General features: G+C 72.1%; 19 protein-coding genes and 1 tRNA gene. 7 read left to right on the top strand and 13 right to left on the bottom strand.

Features of this window, described 5'->3' with window-relative positions:
* Window positions 1–9: 9 nt before the first annotated feature.
* Window positions 10–81: transfer RNA gene (locus tag AC3CCI_RS08755), tRNA-Gln, on the top strand.
* Between the two features lie 254 nt (window positions 82–335).
* Here the strand turns inward: AC3CCI_RS08755 and purL are convergent.
* The 4 genes from purL to AC3CCI_RS08775 all read right to left on the bottom strand — a co-directional run bounded on the left by purL (window position 336) and on the right by AC3CCI_RS08775 (window position 5,279).
* Window positions 336–2,651, bottom strand: a complete 2,316-nt coding sequence (gene purL, locus AC3CCI_RS08760; protein WP_488628677.1) for a phosphoribosylformylglycinamidine synthase subunit PurL — start codon at window positions 2,649–2,651, stop codon at window positions 336–338.
* A gap of 35 nt (window positions 2,652–2,686) precedes the next feature.
* Complete coding sequence (gene purQ, locus AC3CCI_RS08765) at window positions 2,687–3,382, bottom strand: phosphoribosylformylglycinamidine synthase subunit PurQ (protein ID WP_354595478.1); 696 nt, start codon at window positions 3,380–3,382, stop codon at window positions 2,687–2,689.
* Window positions 3,382–3,648, bottom strand: coding sequence for a phosphoribosylformylglycinamidine synthase subunit PurS (purS, locus tag AC3CCI_RS08770; RefSeq protein ID WP_354595477.1), 267 nt, complete (start codon window positions 3,646–3,648; stop codon window positions 3,382–3,384). Before purS ends, purQ begins: the two co-directional genes overlap by 1 nt.
* 284 nt (window positions 3,649–3,932) lie before the next feature.
* Window positions 3,933–5,279, bottom strand: a complete 1,347-nt coding sequence (locus tag AC3CCI_RS08775) for an acyltransferase family protein (protein WP_488626898.1) — start codon at window positions 5,277–5,279, stop codon at window positions 3,933–3,935.
* A gap of 131 nt (window positions 5,280–5,410) precedes the next feature.
* On the opposite strand from AC3CCI_RS08775, the gene AC3CCI_RS08780 reads away from it, so the two are divergent.
* Window positions 5,411–5,926 (top strand): Fur family transcriptional regulator, encoded by a 516-nt coding sequence (locus AC3CCI_RS08780; RefSeq protein ID WP_488626899.1) that lies wholly within the window; start codon window positions 5,411–5,413, stop codon window positions 5,924–5,926.
* Window positions 5,927–5,976: 50 nt separating this feature from the next.
* Window positions 5,977–7,479: a catalase gene (locus tag AC3CCI_RS08785; RefSeq protein ID WP_488626900.1), complete on the top strand. Its 1,503-nt coding sequence runs from the start codon at window positions 5,977–5,979 to the stop codon at window positions 7,477–7,479.
* 149 nt (window positions 7,480–7,628) lie between these two features.
* Here AC3CCI_RS08785 and AC3CCI_RS08790 read toward each other — a convergent pair whose 3' ends face one another.
* From AC3CCI_RS08790 to purD, 4 genes are all read right to left on the bottom strand, one after another.
* Entirely contained in the window at window positions 7,629–8,204 is a 576-nt protein-coding gene (locus AC3CCI_RS08790; RefSeq protein ID WP_488626901.1) for a GNAT family N-acetyltransferase, read from the bottom strand.
* Between the two features lie 41 nt (window positions 8,205–8,245).
* Window positions 8,246–9,091, bottom strand: a complete 846-nt coding sequence (locus tag AC3CCI_RS08795) for a VOC family protein (RefSeq protein WP_488628678.1) — start codon at window positions 9,089–9,091, stop codon at window positions 8,246–8,248.
* Window positions 9,092–9,422: 331 nt separating this feature from the next.
* A complete protein-coding gene (locus AC3CCI_RS08800) occupies window positions 9,423–10,424 on the bottom strand; it encodes a phosphoribosylaminoimidazolesuccinocarboxamide synthase (protein ID WP_354595472.1) in 1,002 nt (333 codons plus the stop codon).
* Window positions 10,421–11,689 (bottom strand): phosphoribosylamine--glycine ligase, encoded by a 1,269-nt coding sequence (gene purD, locus AC3CCI_RS08805; protein WP_354595471.1) that lies wholly within the window; start codon window positions 11,687–11,689, stop codon window positions 10,421–10,423. The genes AC3CCI_RS08800 and purD overlap by 4 nt, the downstream gene beginning before the upstream one ends.
* Before the next feature lie 163 nt (window positions 11,690–11,852).
* On the opposite strand from purD, the gene AC3CCI_RS08810 reads away from it, so the two are divergent.
* Window positions 11,853–12,233 carry a sterol carrier family protein gene (locus AC3CCI_RS08810; protein ID WP_488626902.1) on the top strand — a complete coding sequence of 127 codons (381 nt, stop codon included), beginning with the start codon at window positions 11,853–11,855 and terminating at the stop codon, window positions 12,231–12,233.
* Window positions 12,234–12,431: 198 nt separating this feature from the next.
* Window positions 12,432–12,860, top strand: coding sequence for a hypothetical protein (locus AC3CCI_RS08815; protein WP_354595469.1), 429 nt, complete (start codon window positions 12,432–12,434; stop codon window positions 12,858–12,860).
* Between the two features lie 161 nt (window positions 12,861–13,021).
* On the opposite strand, the gene AC3CCI_RS08820 is transcribed toward AC3CCI_RS08815, so the two are convergent.
* The 3 genes from AC3CCI_RS08820 to purF all read right to left on the bottom strand — a co-directional run bounded on the left by AC3CCI_RS08820 (window position 13,022) and on the right by purF (window position 16,925).
* On the bottom strand, window positions 13,022–14,596 hold the full coding sequence (locus tag AC3CCI_RS08820; protein ID WP_354595468.1) for a transporter: 1,575 nt from the start codon (window positions 14,594–14,596) through the stop codon (window positions 13,022–13,024).
* Complete coding sequence (locus tag AC3CCI_RS08825) at window positions 14,578–15,378, bottom strand: ABC transporter ATP-binding protein (RefSeq protein WP_488626903.1); 801 nt, start codon at window positions 15,376–15,378, stop codon at window positions 14,578–14,580. The genes AC3CCI_RS08820 and AC3CCI_RS08825 overlap by 19 nt, the downstream gene beginning before the upstream one ends.
* Window positions 15,379–15,464: 86 nt before the next feature.
* Window positions 15,465–16,925, bottom strand: a complete 1,461-nt coding sequence (purF, locus tag AC3CCI_RS08830) for an amidophosphoribosyltransferase (protein ID WP_354595466.1) — start codon at window positions 16,923–16,925, stop codon at window positions 15,465–15,467.
* 71 nt (window positions 16,926–16,996) lie between these two features.
* On the opposite strand from purF, the gene purM reads away from it, so the two are divergent.
* Both purM and AC3CCI_RS08840 read left to right on the top strand, forming a co-directional pair.
* Window positions 16,997–18,121: a phosphoribosylformylglycinamidine cyclo-ligase gene (gene purM, locus AC3CCI_RS08835; RefSeq protein ID WP_488626904.1), complete on the top strand. Its 1,125-nt coding sequence runs from the start codon at window positions 16,997–16,999 to the stop codon at window positions 18,119–18,121.
* Between the two features lie 179 nt (window positions 18,122–18,300).
* Entirely contained in the window at window positions 18,301–18,522 is a 222-nt protein-coding gene (locus AC3CCI_RS08840) for a hypothetical protein (protein ID WP_488626905.1), read from the top strand.
* A gap of 134 nt (window positions 18,523–18,656) precedes the next feature.
* Here AC3CCI_RS08840 and AC3CCI_RS08845 read toward each other — a convergent pair whose 3' ends face one another.
* Together AC3CCI_RS08845 and AC3CCI_RS08850 are read right to left on the bottom strand one after the other, a co-directional pair.
* Complete coding sequence (locus AC3CCI_RS08845; protein WP_488626906.1) at window positions 18,657–19,043, bottom strand: VOC family protein; 387 nt, start codon at window positions 19,041–19,043, stop codon at window positions 18,657–18,659.
* 13 nt (window positions 19,044–19,056) lie between these two features.
* Window positions 19,057–19,254, bottom strand: a complete 198-nt coding sequence (locus AC3CCI_RS08850) for a DUF3073 domain-containing protein (RefSeq protein WP_056227242.1) — start codon at window positions 19,252–19,254, stop codon at window positions 19,057–19,059.
* Window positions 19,255–19,363 lie beyond the last annotated feature (109 nt).

A 19,363-nucleotide genomic window follows, 5' to 3' on the forward strand; every position in this document is an offset into this window, starting at 1 on the left:
CGTTGTCATTGGGGTATGGTGTAATTGGCAACACGACTGATTCTGGTTCAGTTATTCTTGGTTCGAGTCCAGGTACCCCAGCAATGCATGCCCCCTGACCTTTGGTCCGGGGGCATTGCTGTTCGTGCTGGTTTGGCCGCCTCCGGCGGCGTGTTCGGCTTCGCCGAACGGGGGGCCGAGCTTCGCCGGCCGCAGGGGCAGGGCTTCGCCGAACGGGGGGCCGAGATGCGCCGGCCGGAAGGGCGCTGAGACGGAGACGGGCGAGTCCGTGGACGTCGGTCGTCTGCTGACGACCGGTTCCGACGGACTCGCCCGGATCGGGGAGGAACGGGGGCCTACTCGCCGATCGTTGCTCCGAAACGGGCCGGCAGGGTGCCGCGGTGCGTGCTCCGCAACTCGTCGATCGCAACCGTGAAGACGTCCTGCACCTCGAGGGTGCCCGACTCGGCGTCGGTCACTCCGATGCGCGCCACGGGGTAGCCACGTCCCTCGCACAGACCGCGGAAGCGCACGTCGTCCTCACGGGGGACCGAGACGATGACGCGGCCCGTGGACTCGCTGAACAGGGCCGTGGCGACGTCGATGCCGTCGCGCTCGAGCACCTCGCCGAGCCAGACGCGCGCACCGACGCCGAAACGGAGGACCGCCTCGGCCAGTGCCTGCCCCAGGCCGCCGTCGCTCAGGTCGTGCGCGGCCGCGATGAGCGACTGGTCGCCCCCGGCGTGCAGCAGCTGCGCGAGACGGGCCTCGGCCGCGAGGTCGACCGCCGGCGGACGGCCGCCGAGGTGGTCGTGCACGACACCGGCCCAGGCCGAGCCGTCGAGCTCGAGCGCGGTCGTGCCGAGCAGGTAGATGTTGTCGCCCTCGTCCTGCCAGCCCGACGGGATGCGCTTCGCGACGTCGTCGATCACGCCGAGCACGCCGACCACGGGCGTCGGGTGGATCGGGTTCGTGCCGGTCTGGTTGTAGAACGAGACGTTGCCGCCGGTCACCGGGATCTCGAGCTCGAGGCAGCCGTCGGCGAGGCCCTCGACGGCCTGCGAGAACTGCCACATGACCTCGGGGTCCTCCGGGCTGCCGAAGTTCAGGCAGTCGGTGACCGCGGCCGGCACGGCACCGGTCACGGCGACGTTGCGGTACGCCTCGGCCAGGGCCAGGCGCGCGCCCTGCTTGGGGTCGAGCTGGCAGTAGCGGCCGTTCGCGTCGGTCGCGATCGCGAAGCCGAGACCGGTCTCTTCGTCGACGCGGATCATGCCGCCGTCGTCGGGGAAGCTGAGCGCCGTGTTGCCGAGCACGTAGGTGTCGTACTGGTTCGTGACCCAGCTCTTGTCGGCCAGGTTGGGCGAGCCGAGCAGCTCGAGGAACTGCTCGCGCAGCACGGCGTTGCCGGTGGGGCGGGGCAGCGACGACGCACCGTCGGCCTGCAGGGCGTCGATCCAGCTCGGGTAGGCGACGGGACGCTCGTAGACGGGGCCGTCGACGGCGACCGTGCGAGGCTCGACGTTGACGATCTCCTCGCCGTGCCAGTTGATGACCAGTCGGCCGGTGTCGGTGACCTCGCCGAGCACGCTCGTCTCGACGTCCCATTTCGCCACGACGGCGAGGAACGCGTCGAGCTTCTCGGGACGCACGACGGCCATCATGCGCTCCTGGCTCTCGCTCATCAGGATCTCTTCGGCCGTCAGCGACGGGTCACGCAGCAGGACGTTGTCGAGCTCGATGAACATGCCGCCGTCGCCGTTCGAGGCGAGTTCGGAGGTGGCGCAGCTGATGCCGGCCGCCCCGAGGTCTTGGATGCCCTCGACGAGCTCGTCGCGGAACAGCTCGAGGCAGCACTCGATGAGCACCTTCTCGGCGAACGGGTCGCCGACCTGGACGGCCGGGCGCTTGGTGGGCCCACCGGACGAGAACGTGTCGGAGGCGAGGATCGACGCACCGCCGATGCCGTCGCCGCCCGTGCGGGCACCGAACAGGACGACCTTGTTGCCCACGCCCCGGGCGTTCGCCAGGTGCAGGTCTTCGTGCCGCAGCACGCCGACCGCCAACGCGTTGACCAGGGGATTGCCCTGGTACACGGCGTCGAAGTAGGTCTCGCCACCGATGTTGGGCAGGCCGAGGCAGTTGGCGTAGAAGCTGATGCCGCCGACGACGCCGTCGACCACGCGGGCGGTGTCGGCCGCGTCGATGTCGCCGAATCGCAGCTGGTCCATGACCGCCACGGGACGAGCACCCATGGAGATGATGTCGCGGACGATGCCGCCGACGCCGGTGGCGGCGCCCTGGAACGGCTCGATGTAGCTGGGGTGGTTGTGCGACTCGACCTTGAAGGTGACCGCCCACCCGCCGCCGACGTCGACGACGCCCGCGTTCTCGCCCATGCCGACCATGAGGTTCTTCTTCATGGCGGGCGAGACCTTCTGGCCGAACTGGCGCAGGTAGATCTTGCTCGACTTGTACGAGCAGTGCTCGCTCCACATCACCGAGTACATGGCGAGCTCGCCGCTCGTGGGGCGGCGGCCGAGGATCTCGCGGATCTTCTCGTACTCGTCGGACTTCAGGCCCAGGGCGCCGTAGGGCTGCTCGCGGTCGGGCGTCGCCGCGGCGTTCGCCACGGTGTCGGGCACGTGGCCCTCGGGGCGGACGTCGATCATCTCGGCGTCGTGCGGGGCGCGGTCGGTCTGGTCGGTCACTTGGCGAGGGCCCTCTCGAGAACGGACGTGAAGAAGGTCAGGCCGTCGACGCCGCTCGACATCGCGGCGGGGGTGTCGGGGCCGAAGCCCTCTTCGACGGCGTGCTCGGGGTGCGGCATGAGGCCGACGACGTTGCCGCGGGCGTTGGTCACGCCGGCGATGTCGTCCATCGAACCGTTCGGGTTGACGCCGACGTAACGGAAGGCGACCTGGCCCTCGCCCTCGATCCGCTTGACGGTCTCGGCGTCGGCGATGAAACGGCCGTCGGCGTTCTTGAGGGGGATCGTGATCTCTTGACCCTCGGTGAAGCCGTTCGTCCAGTCGGTGCGGGCGTTCTCGACGACGAGGCGCTGGTCGCGGCGGATGAACTGCTGGTGAGCGTTGCGGGTGTGCGCGCCCGGGACGAGGCGGGCCTCGGCGAGCATCTGGAACCCGTTGCAGATGCCCAGCACGGGCATGCCCGCGTTCGCGGCGTCGACGACGTCGGCCATGATCGGCGAGAACGAGGCGATGGCGCCGGCGCGCAGGTAGTCGCCGTAGCTGAAGCCGCCGGGCAGGATGATCGCCTCGACGCCCTTCAGGTCGTGGTCGCCGTGCCAGAGGGCGACGGGCTCGCCGCCCGCGAGTCGGACCGCGCGCTGCGCGTCACGGTCGTCGAGGGAGCCGGGGAAGGTGACGACGCCGACGCGCATCAGCGGGTCGTGGTGGCGTCGTCGGCGACGGTGATCGAGACGACGTCCTCGATGACCGAGTTCGAGAACATGTCGTCGGCGAGCTCGCGGACGTCGGCCAGGACGGCCTCGGTCACCTCGCCCTCGACCGTGACCTCGAAGCGCTTGCCGATGCGGACGTCCGTGAACGCCCCCTTGCCGAGACGGGAGAGGGCGCCGGCGACGGCCTTGCCCTGGGGGTCGAGCAGTTCAGCCTTGGGCATGACCTCGACGACGATTGTGGGCACTGGTTTACTCCTGCAGAGGCGTCAACGGGTGGACGCGACGAGTCTACGGCAGCCGCGCGCGCCTCCCGGTGGTGGTGACGGAGGTGCCCGAGGGGCGCTTCCGGCGATCGTCAGCAGAATGCGAGGGTCTTGTCAGCCGGATCATCGGATCGAGCCGCACAGTGGTGTCAGCGGACGGAGTTCGGGCCTCGTGATCGGGTCTTCCGTCTCGCTTCCGGTCGACGGGTTCCTGATCCGCCCCGAGACCGCCGGACGCCCGGCCGATCCCCCCGTCGGCCGGGCGTCTACCCCGCCGTGGCACCGCCCCTCTGCGAGACGGCCCGAGGCGATGCGGAGGACGCGAGCGGCAGCTCGCCGACGGGGCGCGACCGGCCGAGCAGCCAGATGGCCACGGGCAGGCAGACGGCCCCGGCGACGGCGTTGCGCAGGTCGAGCCCCTGTTGCATGACGTCGAACGGCGGGCCGATGACGAGGACGGCCGCCACCCCGATCGACCACCAGGAGGCGCGGCGCCTGCCCTCGGGGAGCGCTCGCGGGGGCAGCTCGAACCGTGCCGTCGCCACCGACACCAGGCAGGCGAGCCCGATGACGAGGGCCCAGACCGGGATGCGGGTCCACCACCAGGTGGCCGTCGCGGGCTGCGGGAGCGGGCCGCCCAGGGCCAGCAGCACCCCGAGCAGGGCGACGAGCAGGGGGAGGTGCCAGAGGTAGATCGTCATGCCGCGGCTGCCGAGCGCGAAGACGACGGTGCGGGCCGGGGCGGTCGACATCAGGCGCGACAGGACGGGATGCACCAGGGAGAGCACGCAGATCTGCGCCACCCCGAGCACCATCAGCGGCACGGTCGGCGGGTTGAGGTTGCGCAGCATGTCGTCGGACCAGGGGCCCGCCGTCGTCAGGGGCACGAGCGACGCGTAGCCCAGGGCGGCGACGGCCACCAGCACGAGCCGCGGCGTCCGGCCGAAGAGCCCGTCGGCGTACGCGAAGCCGAGTTGCTGGACGAACAGCCAGACGAACGCGAGGTTGAGCAGGCCCACCTCGGTCACGCCGGTGCCGTACCGGACCGCGTCGACCACGACGGCGGCCACGGCGAGGGCTGACAGGGTCGCCCAGGGACGGGACGCGTGCAACCGCGCCATCACGGGCACGAACAGCTGGGTGATGCCGTAGGCGGCGAGGAACCAGAAGGGCGTGCCGACGCCGGTGGCCGCGACGTCGATCAACGCGGGGTCGACGCCGACGGCGGTCGCGACGGCGAGGGCGAGGGCGAGCACGACGAACACGGCGGCTGCCGGCCGGGCGAGCCGCAGCAGTCGACCGCGGACGAAGTCGCCCGCGTCCGCCCCGCGTCGTCGCGCCCCCGCCCACGCCGTCGCGCTGGCGAAACCACCCACGACGAAGAAGAGCGGCATGATCTGCCCGGCCCAGGTCGAGAGCGGGAACCACGACTGCTCTTGCAGCGGCTGGTTCGCGACGACGGCCCCCGAGTCGTCGACGGCGACGCCGACCATCATCACGTGGATCGCCACGACCAGGAGGACGCAGAAGACGCGGGCGAGGTCGACGACGAGGTCGCGCCCCGGGGGGACGGCGGGGGCGGCTGACGACGGCGTCGTGGCGGTGGTGCTCATGTCGACGACGCTAGCGATCCGAGGGCGCCGGGGAGTGGTTGTCCACAGGTCGGGCGCCCCGAAGCCCGGGAAGAGCCTCCGAGGACGACTCATTTGTTTTGATCTGCTCAAGAAAGTGGTTGACTGGGCACATGACCGATCCGACCGTCGACCCCCGCGAGGCGCTGCGCTCCGCCGGGCTGCGCGTGACCGAGCCCCGGCTCGCCGTGTTGCGCGCCCTCGAGCCCGCGCCGCACGCGGCCGCCGAGCAGGTCTTCGCCCGGGTCGCCCTCGACCTGCCCGGCACGTCGGTGCAGGCGGTGTACGGCGTGCTCAACGCCCTGACCGGCGCGGGGCTGGTCCGCCGCATCGAGCCGGCGGGCTCGGCGGCGCTCTACGAACTGCGCACCGGCGACAACCACCACCACGTGGTCTGCGGGGTGTGCGGGTCGGTCGCCGACGTGGACTGCGTCGTCGGCCACGCGCCGTGCCTGACCCCGTCGCATGATTCCGGGTACCTCGTGCAGACCGCCGAGGTGACCTTCTGGGGGTTGTGCCCGGCCTGTCGGGCGGCCGAGGCCGACGGGGCGGAGGGCGACGAGCCGACCCGCGCCTCCTCGTCCCCCGTCGCAGCGGCGACGCCGGTCGCGACCGGTCCGACGAACTGACCCGCCCCCCTCACTTCCCACGACGACGAACCACGAACGAAAGAGGACACATGACCGACGCGAAGAAGATCACCACCACCGACAACGGCGCCCCCGCCGCCAGCGACGAGCACTCGCAGTCGGTCGGCGCCGACGGCCCCATCGTGCTGCACGACCACAAGCTGGTCGAGAAGCTCGCGAACTTCAACCGTGAGAAGGTGCCGGAGCGCATCGTCCACGCCAAGGGCGGCGGGGCCTTCGGCTCGTTCGTCACGACCGGCGACGTCTCGCGCTACACGCGTGCCGCGCTCTTCCAGCCCGGCGTCGAGACCGAGATGCTCGCGCGCTTCTCGACCGTCGCCGGCGAGCAGGGCAGCCCCGACACCTGGCGCGACCCCCGCGGTTTCTCGCTGAAGTTCTACACGACCGAGGGCAACTACGACCTCGTCGGCAACAACACGCCCGTCTTCTTCATCCGCGACGGCATCAAGTTCCCCGACTTCATCCACTCGCAGAAGCGCCTCCCCGGGTCGCACCTGCGCGACCACGACATGCAGTGGGACTTCTGGACCCTGTCGCCCGAGTCGGCCCACCAGGTCACCTGGCTGATGGGTGACCGCGGCCTGCCCGCCTCGTGGCGCACCATGGACGGCTTCGGCTCGCACACCTACCAGTGGATCAACGCCGAGGGCCAGCGCTCGTGGGTCAAGTACCACTTCAAGAGCGACCAGGGCAACGAGATCCTCACGCAGGACGACGCCGACCGCATCGCCGGTGAGGACGCCGACTTCCACATCCGCGACCTCTCCGAGGCGATCGAGCGCGGCGACTTCCCGACCTGGACGCTGTCGGTGCAGGTCATGCCGTACGAGGACGCCGCCGGCTACCGCTTCAACCCGTTCGACCTGACCAAGGTGTGGCCGCACGGCGACTATCCGCTGATCGAGGTCGGCAAGATGACGCTGAACCGCAACCCCGAGAACTACTTCGCGCAGATCGAGCAGGCCGCCTTCGCGCCGTCGAACTTCGTGCCCGGCATCGCGGCCAGCCCCGACAAGATGCTGCTCGCCCGCATCTTCAGCTACGCCGACGCCCACCGCTACCGCGTGGGCGTCAACCACCAGCAGCTGCCGGTCAACATGCCCAAGTCCGAGGTGCACTCGTACTCGAAGGACGGCGCCGCGCGCTACCACTTCAGCGAGGCCACCGCACCGGTCTACGCACCCAACTCGGTGGGCGGCCCCGCGGCCGACCCGCAGGCCGCGGGTGACACCGGCGGATGGGAGGCCGACGGCGAGCTCGTCCGTTCGGCGGCGACCCTGCACCCCGAGGACGACGACTTCGGCCAGGCCGGCACGCTCGTCCGCGAGGTCATGGACGACGCCCAGCGCGACCGCCTCGTGCAGAACATCGTCGGCCACGTCTCGAAGGTGACCCAGTCCGCCCTGCGCGAGCGCGTCTACCAGTACTGGACGAACGTCGACGCGACGCTCGGCCAGCGGGTCCGGGCGGGCGTCGAGCCCGAGGCACCCGGTTCGAACGAGGACCCGATCGAGGTCGGCGTCCCGGCGTAGTCCGCCACCGCGTCAGACCCGAGGAGGCGCGGTTCCCGTTCGACGGGAGCCGCGCCTCCTCGGCGTCCCGGCTCGTCGCCCGGACGTGCGCGGGCCTGGCGGACCGACCGGGCTCGGGCGTGCCGTGGCGGCGTGGCGCCGTGGCGGCGTCAGACCATCTGGCCGTTCCAGTGCAGCTCGCCGGCGGGCCAGTCGGCGAGGGTGCGCGTGCCCTCGCGGAGCAGCCAGCCGTGGTCCTGGGTGACGAGGACGCCGGCTCCGTCGGCGCTGAACGCCGTGTAGTGCGCCGTGAGCCCGTCGAGTGGCAACCAGCCGCCGCGTCGGTAGAACCCCTGGACGTCGTCGCCGGTCTCGAGCAGGCCGACCGCGCTGTCGAGCGAGGTCAACGCCGCGTCGACCCGGCGCAGCAGCTCGCCGCCGACGCCCGTGCCCTGCAGCGTCGGCGAGACGGCGACCATGCCGACCGCCGTGACCAGCAGGTCGGTGTCGCCGACGGTGACGAACTGACGCCGGAGTCCGGCGTGCGCGACGACCACGTCGCCCCGGCGGGCCACGACGCGCAGCTCGGGTTGCATGCCGGCCCAGCTGCGGGCTCCGGCGTACCAGTGGTCGTAGCTCGGGAACGCCCGGGCGAGCATCGCGGCGACCGCCTCGTGGTCGTCGAGGGTCAGGTCGCCCTCGCGGACGGTCGAGAAGACGGGAGGCGCGGCATCGGAGTCGGACATGGACCCACCGTAGCGACGGGGGCCCCGCCGGCGACCGAGGGCTACCTCGACTGCGGTCGGACCGTCACCTCGAGCTGGTTGTTCCAGGGATCGTCGAACCCGAGCACGCGCCCGTCGTCGCGGGTGGCGACGCCGTGGTGGCCGAGGCGCTCGCCGAGGGCGCCCAGGTCGTCGGCGGTGGGCACCTCGATGCGCACGAGGCCGAGCCCCAGGGCGAGCTGGCGGCGTCCGGCGCCGGCGCTGGTCCAGGTGTTCATCGCCATGTGGTGGTGGTAGCCGCCCGCGCTGACGAACAGCGCCTGCGGGCCGAAGCGCGTGGTCGTCTCGAAGCCCAGCTGCTCGACGTAGAACCGGTGGGCCGACTCGACGTCGCCCACGCTCAGGTGCACGTGGCCGACCGTGGCGGGACGTGATGCGGAGCCGGCCAGCGCCTCCTCGGTGACGTTCTGCTGCACGAAGGCGTTGGGGTCGAGGGCGAGCGTCGCCATGTCGACCTGACCGTGGGTCCACGACCACTCGTTGCGCCGGCGGTCCCAGTAGAGCTCGATGCCGTTGCCCTCGGGGTCGGTGAAGTAGAAGGCCTTGCTGACGAGGTGGTCGGCGCTGCCCGTGAACGTGCCCGGGTGGCGGGTCGCGACGCTGTAGACGGCGGCGGCCAGGTCGGCCTCGGTCTCGAACAGGATCGCCGTGTGGAAGAGCCCGGCCTCGCGTGGCCCGGCGTGCTTGAGCTCGGGCGCGTGCTCGAGGATGACGATCGGGGTCGCGCCGCGTCCGAGGACGACGCGACCCGCCGCCTGGTCGGCGACCAGCACGGTGAGCGTCACCGCGTCGCGGTAGTAGGCGGTCATCGCGTCGAGGTCGGCGACGCGGAGGGTGACGGCTCCCATGCCGGTGTCGGCGGCGAGCAGGTCGGCGGCGCGGGCACCCGACGCCCGCGGTCGCGTCGCTGACGCGTCGGCTGCGGAGGACGAGAAGGCGCGGGTCGCGTCGGTCGCGGAGGTGTCGGTCATGGGGGCCCTCGGTCTGCTCGGGTCGGATGGTCACCCGGTCGGTGACGTGTCATCGAACGGAACCGGCTGGCGGCGTCGTGCATTCCCGACCGAGAGCGCACCGCGTTCCGTGCAGCGCACCGGGTCTAGACACGGTGCGCTGCACGAAACGCGGTGTGGAGGCGAGGCGAGGCGGTGCGGGGCGGGGCCGCCGAGGCCGGGGGCCGGGTCAGCTGCCGGTCAGGCGCTCGATCAGTTCGCGGTACCGGGCGGCCGTGCGGGCGACGACGTCGTCGGGCAGGGCGGGGGGCTCGCCGGTGCCGTCCCAGTCGGCCGACAGCCAGTCGCGGACGATCTGCTTGTCGAAGCTCTGGGTGCGGTCGCCCGCGGAGTCGACCCGGGCGTCCCAGTAGCGGCTGCTGTCGCTCGTGAGCACCTCGTCGCCCAGCGTGATCTCGCCCGTGGTGCGGTCCGCGCCGAACTCGAACTTCGTGTCGGCGAGGATCACCCCGCGGGCCTCGGCCACGGCGGACGCCAGCCGGTAGATCTCGAGCGAGCGGTCGCGCAGCGCCGCCGCCGTCTCGGCCCCGACCAGCTCGACGGTGCGCTCGAACGAGACGTTCTCGTCGTGCTCGCCGAGGGGTGCCTTGTAGGCCGGGGTGTAGATCGGCTCGGGCAGGCGGTCGCCGTCGTGCAGGCCGGTCGGCAACGGGATGCCGCAGACCGTGCCGTGCTGCTCGTACTCTTTCCAGCCGCTGCCGACGAGGTACCCGCGCACCACGCACTCGACGGGGAACATGTCGAGCGGCTTCACGAGCATCGCCCGGTCGCGGACCTGCGCCGGCAGCGCCACGGAGGCGGTGGTCGGGTCGACGAGGTGGTTCGGCACGGTCGTCAGCTGGGCGAACCACCAGAGGCTGAGCTGCGTGAGCAGGGCACCCTTGCCGGGGATGCCGGGCTCGAGCACCTGGTCGAACGCGCTGACCCGGTCGCTCGCGACGACGAGCACGTGCTCGGTGTCGTCGAGGGTCGCGGCGTCGCCGACCGAGCCGGCCACGGGCGCGGGGACGTAGAGGTCGCGCACCTTGCCCGAGTAGACGGGCGTCCAGCCGTCGAGGGGGAGGGGGGTGCCGGGGGTGACGGGCGGGGCCTGGTGACCCGCGCCTCCTGCGGGGGCGTCGTCGGGAGGAGTGACGGCGGCCGCGGGCGTCTGCCCGTCGGCGCCGCTCATCGGGCGACCCGCTCGGCGATGTCGTGACGGTACTGGCCGCCCTCGAGCTCGATGCGGTGCAGGGCGTCGTAGACGCGTCCGCGCGCCTCGGAGAAGTCAGAACCCTGCGCCACGACGCTGAGCACCCGCCCGCCCGTGGCGATCAGACGGTCGTCGAGGCGGGCGGTCGCGGCGTGGGCGAGGTGGACGCCGGCGACGGCCGTCGCGTCGTCGAGCCCGTGCAGGGTGCGACCGCTGACCGCGCCCTCGGGGTAGCCCTCGCTCGCGAGGACCACCGTGACCGCCACGTCGGACGAGAACCGGGGCGACTCGTGGTTGCCGAGCGACCCGGTCGAGGCGGCGAGCAGCAGGCCGCTGAGCGGCGTGAGCAGCCGGGGCAGCACCACCTGCGTCTCGGGGTCGCCGAAGCGCGCGTTGAACTCGATGACGCGCACGCCCCGCTCGGTGAGGATGAGGCCGGCGTAGAGCAGGCCGATGAACGGCGTGCCCTCGGACTCGAGCCGGCGCACGGTCGGGGTGGCGATGGTGTCGAGCACCTCGTCGACGAAGTCCTTCTCGCTGCCGAACCGGTCGGCCAGCCAGGGCAACGGCGAGTACGCGCCCATGCCGCCGGTGTTCGGGCCCGCGTCGCCGTCGAGCAGGCGCTTGTAGTCCTGCGCGGGGCTGAGGGGCACCACGGTGTGGCCGTCGCTGACGAAGAAGAGCGAGACCTCGGGGCCCTCGAGGAACTCCTCGACCAGGACGGGCCCGTGCTGCAGCCAGTACGTGCTGTGCTCGATCGCCGCGTCGCGGTCGTCGGTGACCAGCACGCCCTTGCCGGCGGCGAGCCCGTCGGCCTTGACGACGTAGGGCGAGCCGAGGTCGTCGAGCACGGCGACGGCCTCGTCGAGGGTGCCGACGCGCGTGGCGCGGCCGGTCGGCACGCCGGCCTCGTCCATGATCCGTTTAGCGAAGGTCTTGCTGCCCTCGAGCGCCGCGGCCTTCTTGCCCGGCCCGAACACCGGGATGCCCCGGGTGCGGAGCGCGTCGGCGACACCGGCGACGAGCGGCGCCTCGGGGCCGACGACGACCAGCTCGACGTCGTTCTCGAGGGCGTACTCGGTGACCACGGCGCCGTTCGACGGGTCGAGGTGCACGATGCCGACCTGGTCGGCGATGCCCGCGTTGCCGGGAGCCGCGACGATCTCGTGACCGGCGTCTTCGCGCAACAGGGCGGTGATGATGGCGTGCTCGCGAGCACCGGAACCGAGGACGAGGATTCGCACGGGCCACAGCCTACCGAGCGTCCGCCGCGGTGCCGAGTCCGGACGGCGGAGGCGCGGTGCCGTGCGGGGAGGCGCGGGCCGGGGCGGTGCGGGAGGCGCGGCGCGGTGCGGGGCGGTGCGGGAGGCGCGGCATGGTGCGGGGAGGCGCGGGTAGCGTGGGCGCATGGCCAGGGCACGGATCGACGACGCGGCGGGATCGGCCGCCGTGGCCGAGGTGCGGGCGGCGCTCGCCGAGGGCGGGGTGGCGCCCCGGCCCGTGACCGCGACGGCCGTCCGCTGGTTGCTCCAGGTGCTCGCCGACGGTGAGCCCGGGGCCACCGTGGAGGTGCGGGTGCCGCCGTTCGGCGCCGTCCAGTTCCGTGAGGGGCTCAGCCACACCCGCGGCACGCCGCCCAACGTGGTCGAGACCGACGCCGCGACCTTCGTCCGACTCGCGACCGGCGACCTCAGCTGGCAGGAGGCGCGGGCCGGGGCACTCGTGTCGGCCTCCGGCAGCAGGGCGGACCTGACCGGCTACGTGCCGATCGCCTGGCAGCGGGGCTGACCCGCGCCTCCCGGGCTCCGAGCCGAGCCGCGTGCCGCCGCCCCTGGCGCCGAGCGGGCAGGAGGTGCGCTTCGTCAGGGCCTGGGGAGCATGTCCTGCCCACTCGGTCGGCGGGGCGGGGATCGGACGGGGCGGCGGCCCTGCTCGACGTCGAGACGGGCGGCGGCGGCCGTCGGCCGCCTCTGGGATGATGGGCGGGTGACCAACGCACCCGACGACCAGCAGCGACCCGTGCCCGGCGTCGAGCCCGACGAGCCCGTGTCCGAGCCCCGCGGGCCCGTGGTCGAGTCGGTCGTCGAACGCGACGAGGTCACCGTCCGCCGCGCACCGAAGGTGCCCGTCTTCTTGATCATGGGCGCCGCCCTCGGGGTCGTCGTGTCGCTGGTCGTCACCTCGCTCTTCCCGTTCGACTCGGGCGAGGGCGTCGCCCAGACCTACGGGTACATCTCGCTCTGGGGCCTCACGATCGGCGGCACGGTCGGCTGCCTCGTGGCCATCGTCGCCGAACGCGTCACGAGTCGCGGGGCGAAGCGCGTCCAGGTCGAGCGCGAGCGGCTCGAGGCCCCGGTCGACGAGGCCCCGGTCGACCGGCCCTCGCTGACGGACGGCGACGCCGACCGCGTCTGACGGACGGCGACGCCGACCGCGTCTGACGGACGGCGACGCCGACCGCGTCTGACGGACGTGCGGCGACCCGTCGTCGACGGGCGGCGAGACCGACGGAGTCCGACGGACGTACGGCGACTCGTCGTCGGTGGCGGGCAGCGACGCCGACGGCGATCGACCGATCAGGCCCCTCGGGCTCGACGCAGGCGTGTGAGCAGTTCGGGCCCACGGGTGTCGAGGAGGCGTCCACCCCGTCGGATGCCGACGAGCATCAGCACGGCCCCGAGGGCGACCCCGACGACGAGGGTGACCAGCCCCAGCAGCACCGACCCCTGCACCAGGGCGACCACCCCGAGCGCCAGTTCGGGCAGCGACAGCACGAAGACGATCGCCCAGGACGCGTAGAGGCCGAGCGCCGACGTGACGCTGGCACCGGGCGGGGACTTGAACGGGCTCTCGCCCGCCGCCGGGACGGGCATGAGGTAGAGGGCCGAAGCCACGCTCGACACCCCGAAGCCGGTCAGGAGCAGCCCGAGGCCGACGCCGAGCAAGGCCGGGGCCGCGTCGACCCGCCCGATCACGGCGAGGGGGACGAGGGTGGCGAGGACGACCGCCGGCACGGCGAACAACGACAGCGTCAGCACGCGCCCGGCCCGGTCGGCCGAGCCGGCCAACCCGGTGGACAGGTGGGCGGCGAAGGCGGTGCCGTCGTACGAGACGTCGGCGGCCAGGGTGATGGCGAGCAGGGCCGCGACCGCCGGGCCGATGGCGAACAGGGGCCAGGTCGTCTCGAGCGAGAACGACAGGAAGAGGGCGAGGACGGGCATCAGGGGCACGACGATCAACGAGCCCCCGTAGCGCGGGTCGCGGAGCCAGTAGACGGCCGCTCGGGCGGCGACCGCGCCCGTGGGGGTCGCCGGGAAGCGGGCGAAGGGGCCGAGGCCCTTGGACGCCGCGGTGGCCGTGACGGCGGGCGGGGCGACGAGTGCCGTCGCCAACCCCCGCCGCCAGAGCAGCAGCAGCACTCCGAGGGTGGCCAGCGCGATCAGCGCCTTGAGGGCGGCCTCGCCCGGCCGGCCCAGCGCGACGTCGCCCGGGATGGACCAGGCGGCACCGAGGGGGCTCCACGACAGGGCGTGGGCGACCCGGGGCAGGTCGTCGCCGATCGAGCTGAGGCCCTGGCCGACCAGGCCGATGAGGGGGCCGGCGAGGATCAGGGGCACGAAGATCGCGACGCTCATCAGCTCGCGGTAGCGGCGCTTGGCACCCAGGGCGCTGGTGGCCGTCTCGACCGCGCGGGACGCCGCCACGCAGACGAAGACCCCGAGCACCCCGCAGAACGGCGCGAGCACGGCGGACAGCGGGTGCTGCACCCAGCTGAAGGTCGTCGCGAGGGCGGCGACGAGCGTGACGATGCCGGGGATGCCCAGCAGTCCGGTGACGAAGAGGGCCACGAGCAGCCGGTCGGCCGGCAGGGGGAACTGGCGGAGCTTCGAGACGCTGAGGGTCTGGTCGTAGCCCCGGGCGACGAACGGCACGACGACCCAGCCGACGACGGCGAGCGAGCCGCCGAGCACGCCGGCCGTCCAGGCCCATCGTTCGGGCGCGAAGGCGAGGGCGACGAGCCCGGCGACGACCGCGGCGAGCACGCCGAGGCCGTAGAGCCCGCCCAGGACGGCGGCGACGATCTGCCAGGTGCTGCGCTTGAAGCCGTTCAGCAGCACCCGCCAGCGCAGGCTCAGGAGGTGCGCAACCACGACGGCCCCTCGTTGTGCTGACGCCCGCCGACCAGTTCGACGAACCGGTCTTCGAGGGTCGAGCCGGCCCGCACGTCGTCGGTCGTGCCGGCCGCCAGCACCCGCCCGGACGCGATGACGGCGACGTGGTCGCACATGCGCTGGACGAGGTCCATCGAGTGGCTCGACACGATGACCGTGCCGCCGTTCTGCGTGTAGCCGTGCAGGATGTCGCGGATGTTGGCGGCCGAGATCGGGTCGACCGACTCGAACGGCTCGTCGAGGACGAGGAGGCGCGGGGCGTGGACGAGCGCGCAGGCGAGCGCGACCTTCTTGGTCATGCCCGCGGAGTAGTCGACGACGAGCGTGCCGCCCGCCGACCGGAGGTCGAGCAGGTCGAGCAGGTCGCCGACCCGCTGGGCCGTCGTCTCGCGGCTCATGCCGTTGAGCAGGCCGTGGTAGGTGACGAGCTGCTCGCCGGTGAGGCGGTCGAACAGCGAGATGCCGTCGCTGAGCACGCCGACGAGCGACTTGGCGTGCGTCGGGTCGGACCAGACGTCGACGCCGAGCACCTCGATGCGCCCGGCGTCGGGACGCAGCAGCCCGGTGGCCATCGAGAGCGTCGTCGTCTTGCCGGCGCCGTTCGGGCCCACGAGGCCGAAGAACGACCCGGACGGCACGGTCAGGTCGATGCCGCCGACGGCGACCTTGTCGCCGAAGGCCTTGCGCAGGCCCGTGATCTGCAGGGCGGACGCGGTCGGCGTCGCGGTCGGTTCGGGGCGGGGCATGCCGACGTCGCTCATGGCCCCAGCCTAGGGACGCCCGCCGACGCCGCGCCTCCCCCGACGGGTGGAAGCCCGGGCGAGGCGTGGGTGGGCCGGGCCGTGCCCTAGCTGAGCTGGTTCGCCTCGACCCAGGCGAGGTACTCGGGGCTGACGGTGCCCGTGACGTAGTCGCCCGTGAAGCAGCTCATCTCGAGCTCGGTGACGTCGCTGCCCTCGGTGATGGCGGCCTGCATGTCGGCGACCTCCTGGTAGATGAGGTGGTCGGCGCCGAGCTCGCGGGCGATCTCGGGGATCTTGCGGTCGTGCGCGACGAGCTCGTGTCGCGACGGCATGTTGATGCCGTACACGTGCGGGAACCGCACCGGGGGAGCGGCCGAGGTGAAGGTGACCTCGTTCGCGCCGGCGGCCCGGGCCATCTCGACGATCTCGCGCGAGGTGGTGCCGCGGACGATCGAGTCGTCGACGATCAGGATGTTCTTGCCCTTGAACTCGCTCGACATGGCGTTGAGCTTCTGGCGCACGGAGCGCTTGCGCTCGGCCTGCCCCGGCATGATGAAGGTGCGGCCGACGTAGCGGTTCTTGTAGAAGCCCTCGCGGTACTCGATGCCGAGCTTCTGCGCGACCTGCATGGCCGCGGGCCGTGACGAGTCGGGGATGGGCATGACGACGTCGATGTCGCCGACGGGCGAGTGCGCGGCGATCGTGTCGGCCAGCCGGTTGCCGAGGCGCAGGCGGGCGTCGTAGACCGAGATGCCGTTCATGATCGAGTCGGGGCGGGCCAGGTAGACGTACTCGAACGAGCAGGGGATGAGGCGCGGGCTGGCGTGGCACTGCTTCGAGACCATCTGTCCGTCGAGCGAGATGAAGACGGCCTCGCCGGGGGCGACGTCGCGGACGATCTCGTAGCCACCCGACTCGAGGACGAGCGACTCGGAGGCGGTGATCCATTCTTCGCGGACGCCGTCGGCCGCGAGACGGCGGCCGAGCACGAGCGGGCGGATGCCGAACGGGTCGCGGAAGGCGAGGAGTCCGTGACCGGCGATCATCGCGATCGCGGCGTACGACCCCTGGACGCGGTCGTGCACCCGGCTGACCGCCGCGAAGATCTGCTCGGGGTCGAGCTCGCTGCCGTTGACCTGCTCTTGCAGCTCGTGCGCGAGGACGTTGACCAGCAGCTCGGTGTCGCTGTTGGTGTTCAGGTGTCGCCGGTCGACGTGGAAGAGCTCGCTGGTGAGCTCTCGCGTGTTCGTCAGGTTGCCGTTGTGGATGAGCACGATGCCGTAGGGGGCGTTCACGTAGAACGGCTGCGCCTCTTGCTCGTTGCTGGCCGCGCCCTTGGTGGCGTAGCGCACGTGGCCGAGGCCCATGGTGCCGAGCAGGGCGCGCATGTCGCGGGTGCGGAACCCCTCGCGGACCTGCCCCTTGGTCTTGTGCACGTGGAAGATGCCACCTTCGGCGGTGGCGATCCCGGTGCTGTCCTGCCCCCTGTGCTGCAACAGGAGGAGCGAGTCGTAGACGAGTTGATTTGCTGGCTCGTGCGCGACGAGACCGACGATGCCGCACATGCGGATCTGGCTCCAGACCGTAGAGTTGGGGTTACCGCGACAGTCTAGAGCGACACCGAACGGATGAACGAATGGCGACCTCCCCAGCCCACTCGACCAGCGCCTCCTACGCCGCGGCAGGGGTCGACACGGCCGCCGGCGACCGCGCGGTCGAGCTGATGAAGGCCGCCGTCGCCGCCACGCACGGCCCCGGCGTCGTCGGGGGCTTCGGCGGGTTCGCCGGGCTGTTCGACGTGTCGTTCCTCAAGGACTTCGACCGTCCGCTGCTCGCCACCTCGACCGACGGCGTGGGCACCAAGGTGGCCATCGCCCAGGCGCTCGACAAGCACGACACGATCGGGCAGGACCTCGTGGGCATGGTCGTCGACGACATCGTCGTGGTCGGCGCCCGGCCGCTGATCATGACCGACTACATCGCCTGCGGCCGCGTGGTGCCGACGCGCATCGCCTCGATCGTCGAGGGCATCGCCCGCGCCTGCAGCGAGACCGGCACGGCCCTGGTCGGCGGCGAGACGGCCGAGCACCCCGGCCTGCTCGGCCCCGACGACTACGACGTGGCGGGCGCCGCGGTGGGCGCGGTCGAGTCGGGGCGCCAGCTCGGCCCGCACCTCGTGGGCGACGGCGACGTCGTGCTCGCCCTGGCCTCGTCGGGCCTGCACTCGAACGGCTTCTCGCTCGTGCGGCACATCCTGGCCTCGCGCGACCTCGGCTACGACGACGCCCTGCCCGAGTTCTCGGGCACCGTCGGCGAGGCGCTGCTCGAACCGACCCGGCTCTACACGTCGCCGCTGCTGCGGGTCCTCGACGATCCCGCGCTCGACGGTGCGGTGCACTCGCTCAGCCACGTCACCGGTGGCGGCATCGCGGCCAACCTGGCCCGCGTGCTGCCCCGCGGTTCGTGGACCGAGGTCGACCGGTCGACCTGGTCGCCGCTGCCCGTGTTCCGCGTGCTGAGCGGCCTGGCCGGCTCGACCCTCGAGTCGAGCGAGGGCACCTGGAACCTCGGCATCGGCATGATCGCCGTCGTCGCGGCGTCGCAGGCCGCCGCCGTCGCCTCGGCCCTCGAGGCGGACGGCATCGCGACCTGGCCCGTCGGCACGGTCTCGACCGGTGGGCGCGACCTGGCCGGGTTCGAGCAGGGCGCCAAGGGAGTCGACGGAGGCGCGGTGCGACTCGTCGGGGACTACGCCGGCTGACGACGGGTCGCGTCGGCGCCCCGGGGTGGTCGGCTGCCGCGGGGCGACCGTGCGCGCCGGACGGTGCCTCGGTCGAACGAGCTGGATGGCGTTCGCGCGCCGGCGGACGTACGATGGGCGGACGCCCGTGCCGGGCGCGCTGACGACGACGTCAGATCGGACGACGAAGGAGTCGACCCATGACCACCACCCGCATCCCTCTCTCGCCCGTCTCCCGCACGGCCGTCGCCGCCCCCCGGAGCGCCCGGGTCAGCCGCGTGCCCGTCGAGCCGGCTCCGCTCCGTTCGGACGCGTCACCGGTCACCGGCGGCCGCAAGGTCGCCGCCCTCACCGCCGGTGGCATGATCCTGCTGCTGGTCGTGGGGCTGCTGCCCGCGGTCGCGACGCTCGTCGGACGCTGACCCGCGCCTCCTGACGGGCGCCTCTCGACCGGCGATCCCGCCGGTGAGGCCGGTGGATGCGACGACGGCCCCTCGAGATCGAGGGGCCGTCGTCGTGCCTGCCGCGCATCGCGACGGGCGCCGTGCGTCTGGGGTCAGAGGACGCAGAACTCGTTGCCCTCGGGGTCGGCGAGCACGACCCACGAGACGTCGGCGTCGTCTTGGCCGACCTGCGCGCGGACCGCGCCGAGCGACTCGAGGCGTTCGACCTCGACCGCTTGCGTGGCCTCGCGGGTCTGGCCGTCGACCGGGGAAGGCCGGAAGTCGAGGTGCAGACGGTTCTTGACCGTCTTCGCCTCGGGGACGTGGACGAACAACAGACCCGGCAACGTGTCGGGCGTCGGACGGATCTCGGGTTCGTCGTCACCGGTCGAGACGACGACCCAGCCGAGCGCGTCGGCCCACCAGCGGGCGAGCCGCGCGGGGTCGCTCGAATCGACGACGACCTGCTCCCACACGAGCGACGAGGACGAAGAAGGCATCAGCGGTCAGGCCTCAGGCGCTCTTGTTCTGGTCGTGCTCGGTGTCGTATTCGTCGTCGAAATCGTCGGCCCACTTGTCGACGTATTCGTCGCCGGAGTCGTTCTTCGTCGCCAACTCTTTTTCGAGTGCACCGTAGTTGGTGTCAGGGCTGAAGTACTTCAGCTCTCTGGCGACCTTGGTGTGCTTGGCTTTTTGACGGCCGCGCCCCATGCGTGACCCCCTCTGAACTCGGCCCGGAAACGGTGTCGGACGAACCGGGAACTGCCGACAGGTGACTGTTGCAAAACTGGACCGATCTTATCATGTACCCCTAGCCCCG

The sequence above is a fragment of the Frigoribacterium sp. CF331 genome, assembly GCF_057787905.1.

Bases quoted from the DNA above. Each gene is read 5' to 3' on its own strand.
- purL (WP_488628677.1), bottom strand. From the start codon at position 2,651: ATGATCGACGTCCGCCCCGAGGGCCACGTGCCCGACACCGTGGCGAAC.
- purQ (WP_354595478.1), bottom strand. From the start codon at position 3,382: ATGCGCGTCGGCGTCGTCACCTTCCCCGGCTCCCTCGACGACCGTGAC.
- AC3CCI_RS08775 (WP_488626898.1), bottom strand. From the start codon at position 5,279: ATGAGCACCACCGCCACGACGCCGTCGTCAGCCGCCCCCGCCGTCCCC.
- AC3CCI_RS08780 (WP_488626899.1), top strand. From the start codon at position 5,411: ATGACCGATCCGACCGTCGACCCCCGCGAGGCGCTGCGCTCCGCCGGG.
- AC3CCI_RS08785 (WP_488626900.1), top strand. From the start codon at position 5,977: ATGACCGACGCGAAGAAGATCACCACCACCGACAACGGCGCCCCCGCC.
- AC3CCI_RS08790 (WP_488626901.1), bottom strand. From the start codon at position 8,204: ATGTCCGACTCCGATGCCGCGCCTCCCGTCTTCTCGACCGTCCGCGAG.
- AC3CCI_RS08795 (WP_488628678.1), bottom strand. From the start codon at position 9,091: ATGGGAGCCGTCACCCTCCGCGTCGCCGACCTCGACGCGATGACCGCC.
- AC3CCI_RS08800 (WP_354595472.1), bottom strand. From the start codon at position 10,424: ATGAGCGGCGCCGACGGGCAGACGCCCGCGGCCGCCGTCACTCCTCCC.
- AC3CCI_RS08810 (WP_488626902.1), top strand. From the start codon at position 11,853: ATGGCCAGGGCACGGATCGACGACGCGGCGGGATCGGCCGCCGTGGCC.
- AC3CCI_RS08825 (WP_488626903.1), bottom strand. From the start codon at position 15,378: ATGAGCGACGTCGGCATGCCCCGCCCCGAACCGACCGCGACGCCGACC.
- purF (WP_354595466.1), bottom strand. From the start codon at position 16,925: ATGTGCGGCATCGTCGGTCTCGTCGCGCACGAGCCAGCAAATCAACTC.
- purM (WP_488626904.1), top strand. From the start codon at position 16,997: ATGGCGACCTCCCCAGCCCACTCGACCAGCGCCTCCTACGCCGCGGCA.
- AC3CCI_RS08840 (WP_488626905.1), top strand. From the start codon at position 18,301: ATGACCACCACCCGCATCCCTCTCTCGCCCGTCTCCCGCACGGCCGTC.
- AC3CCI_RS08845 (WP_488626906.1), bottom strand. From the start codon at position 19,043: ATGCCTTCTTCGTCCTCGTCGCTCGTGTGGGAGCAGGTCGTCGTCGAT.
- AC3CCI_RS08850 (WP_056227242.1), bottom strand. From the start codon at position 19,254: ATGGGGCGCGGCCGTCAAAAAGCCAAGCACACCAAGGTCGCCAGAGAG.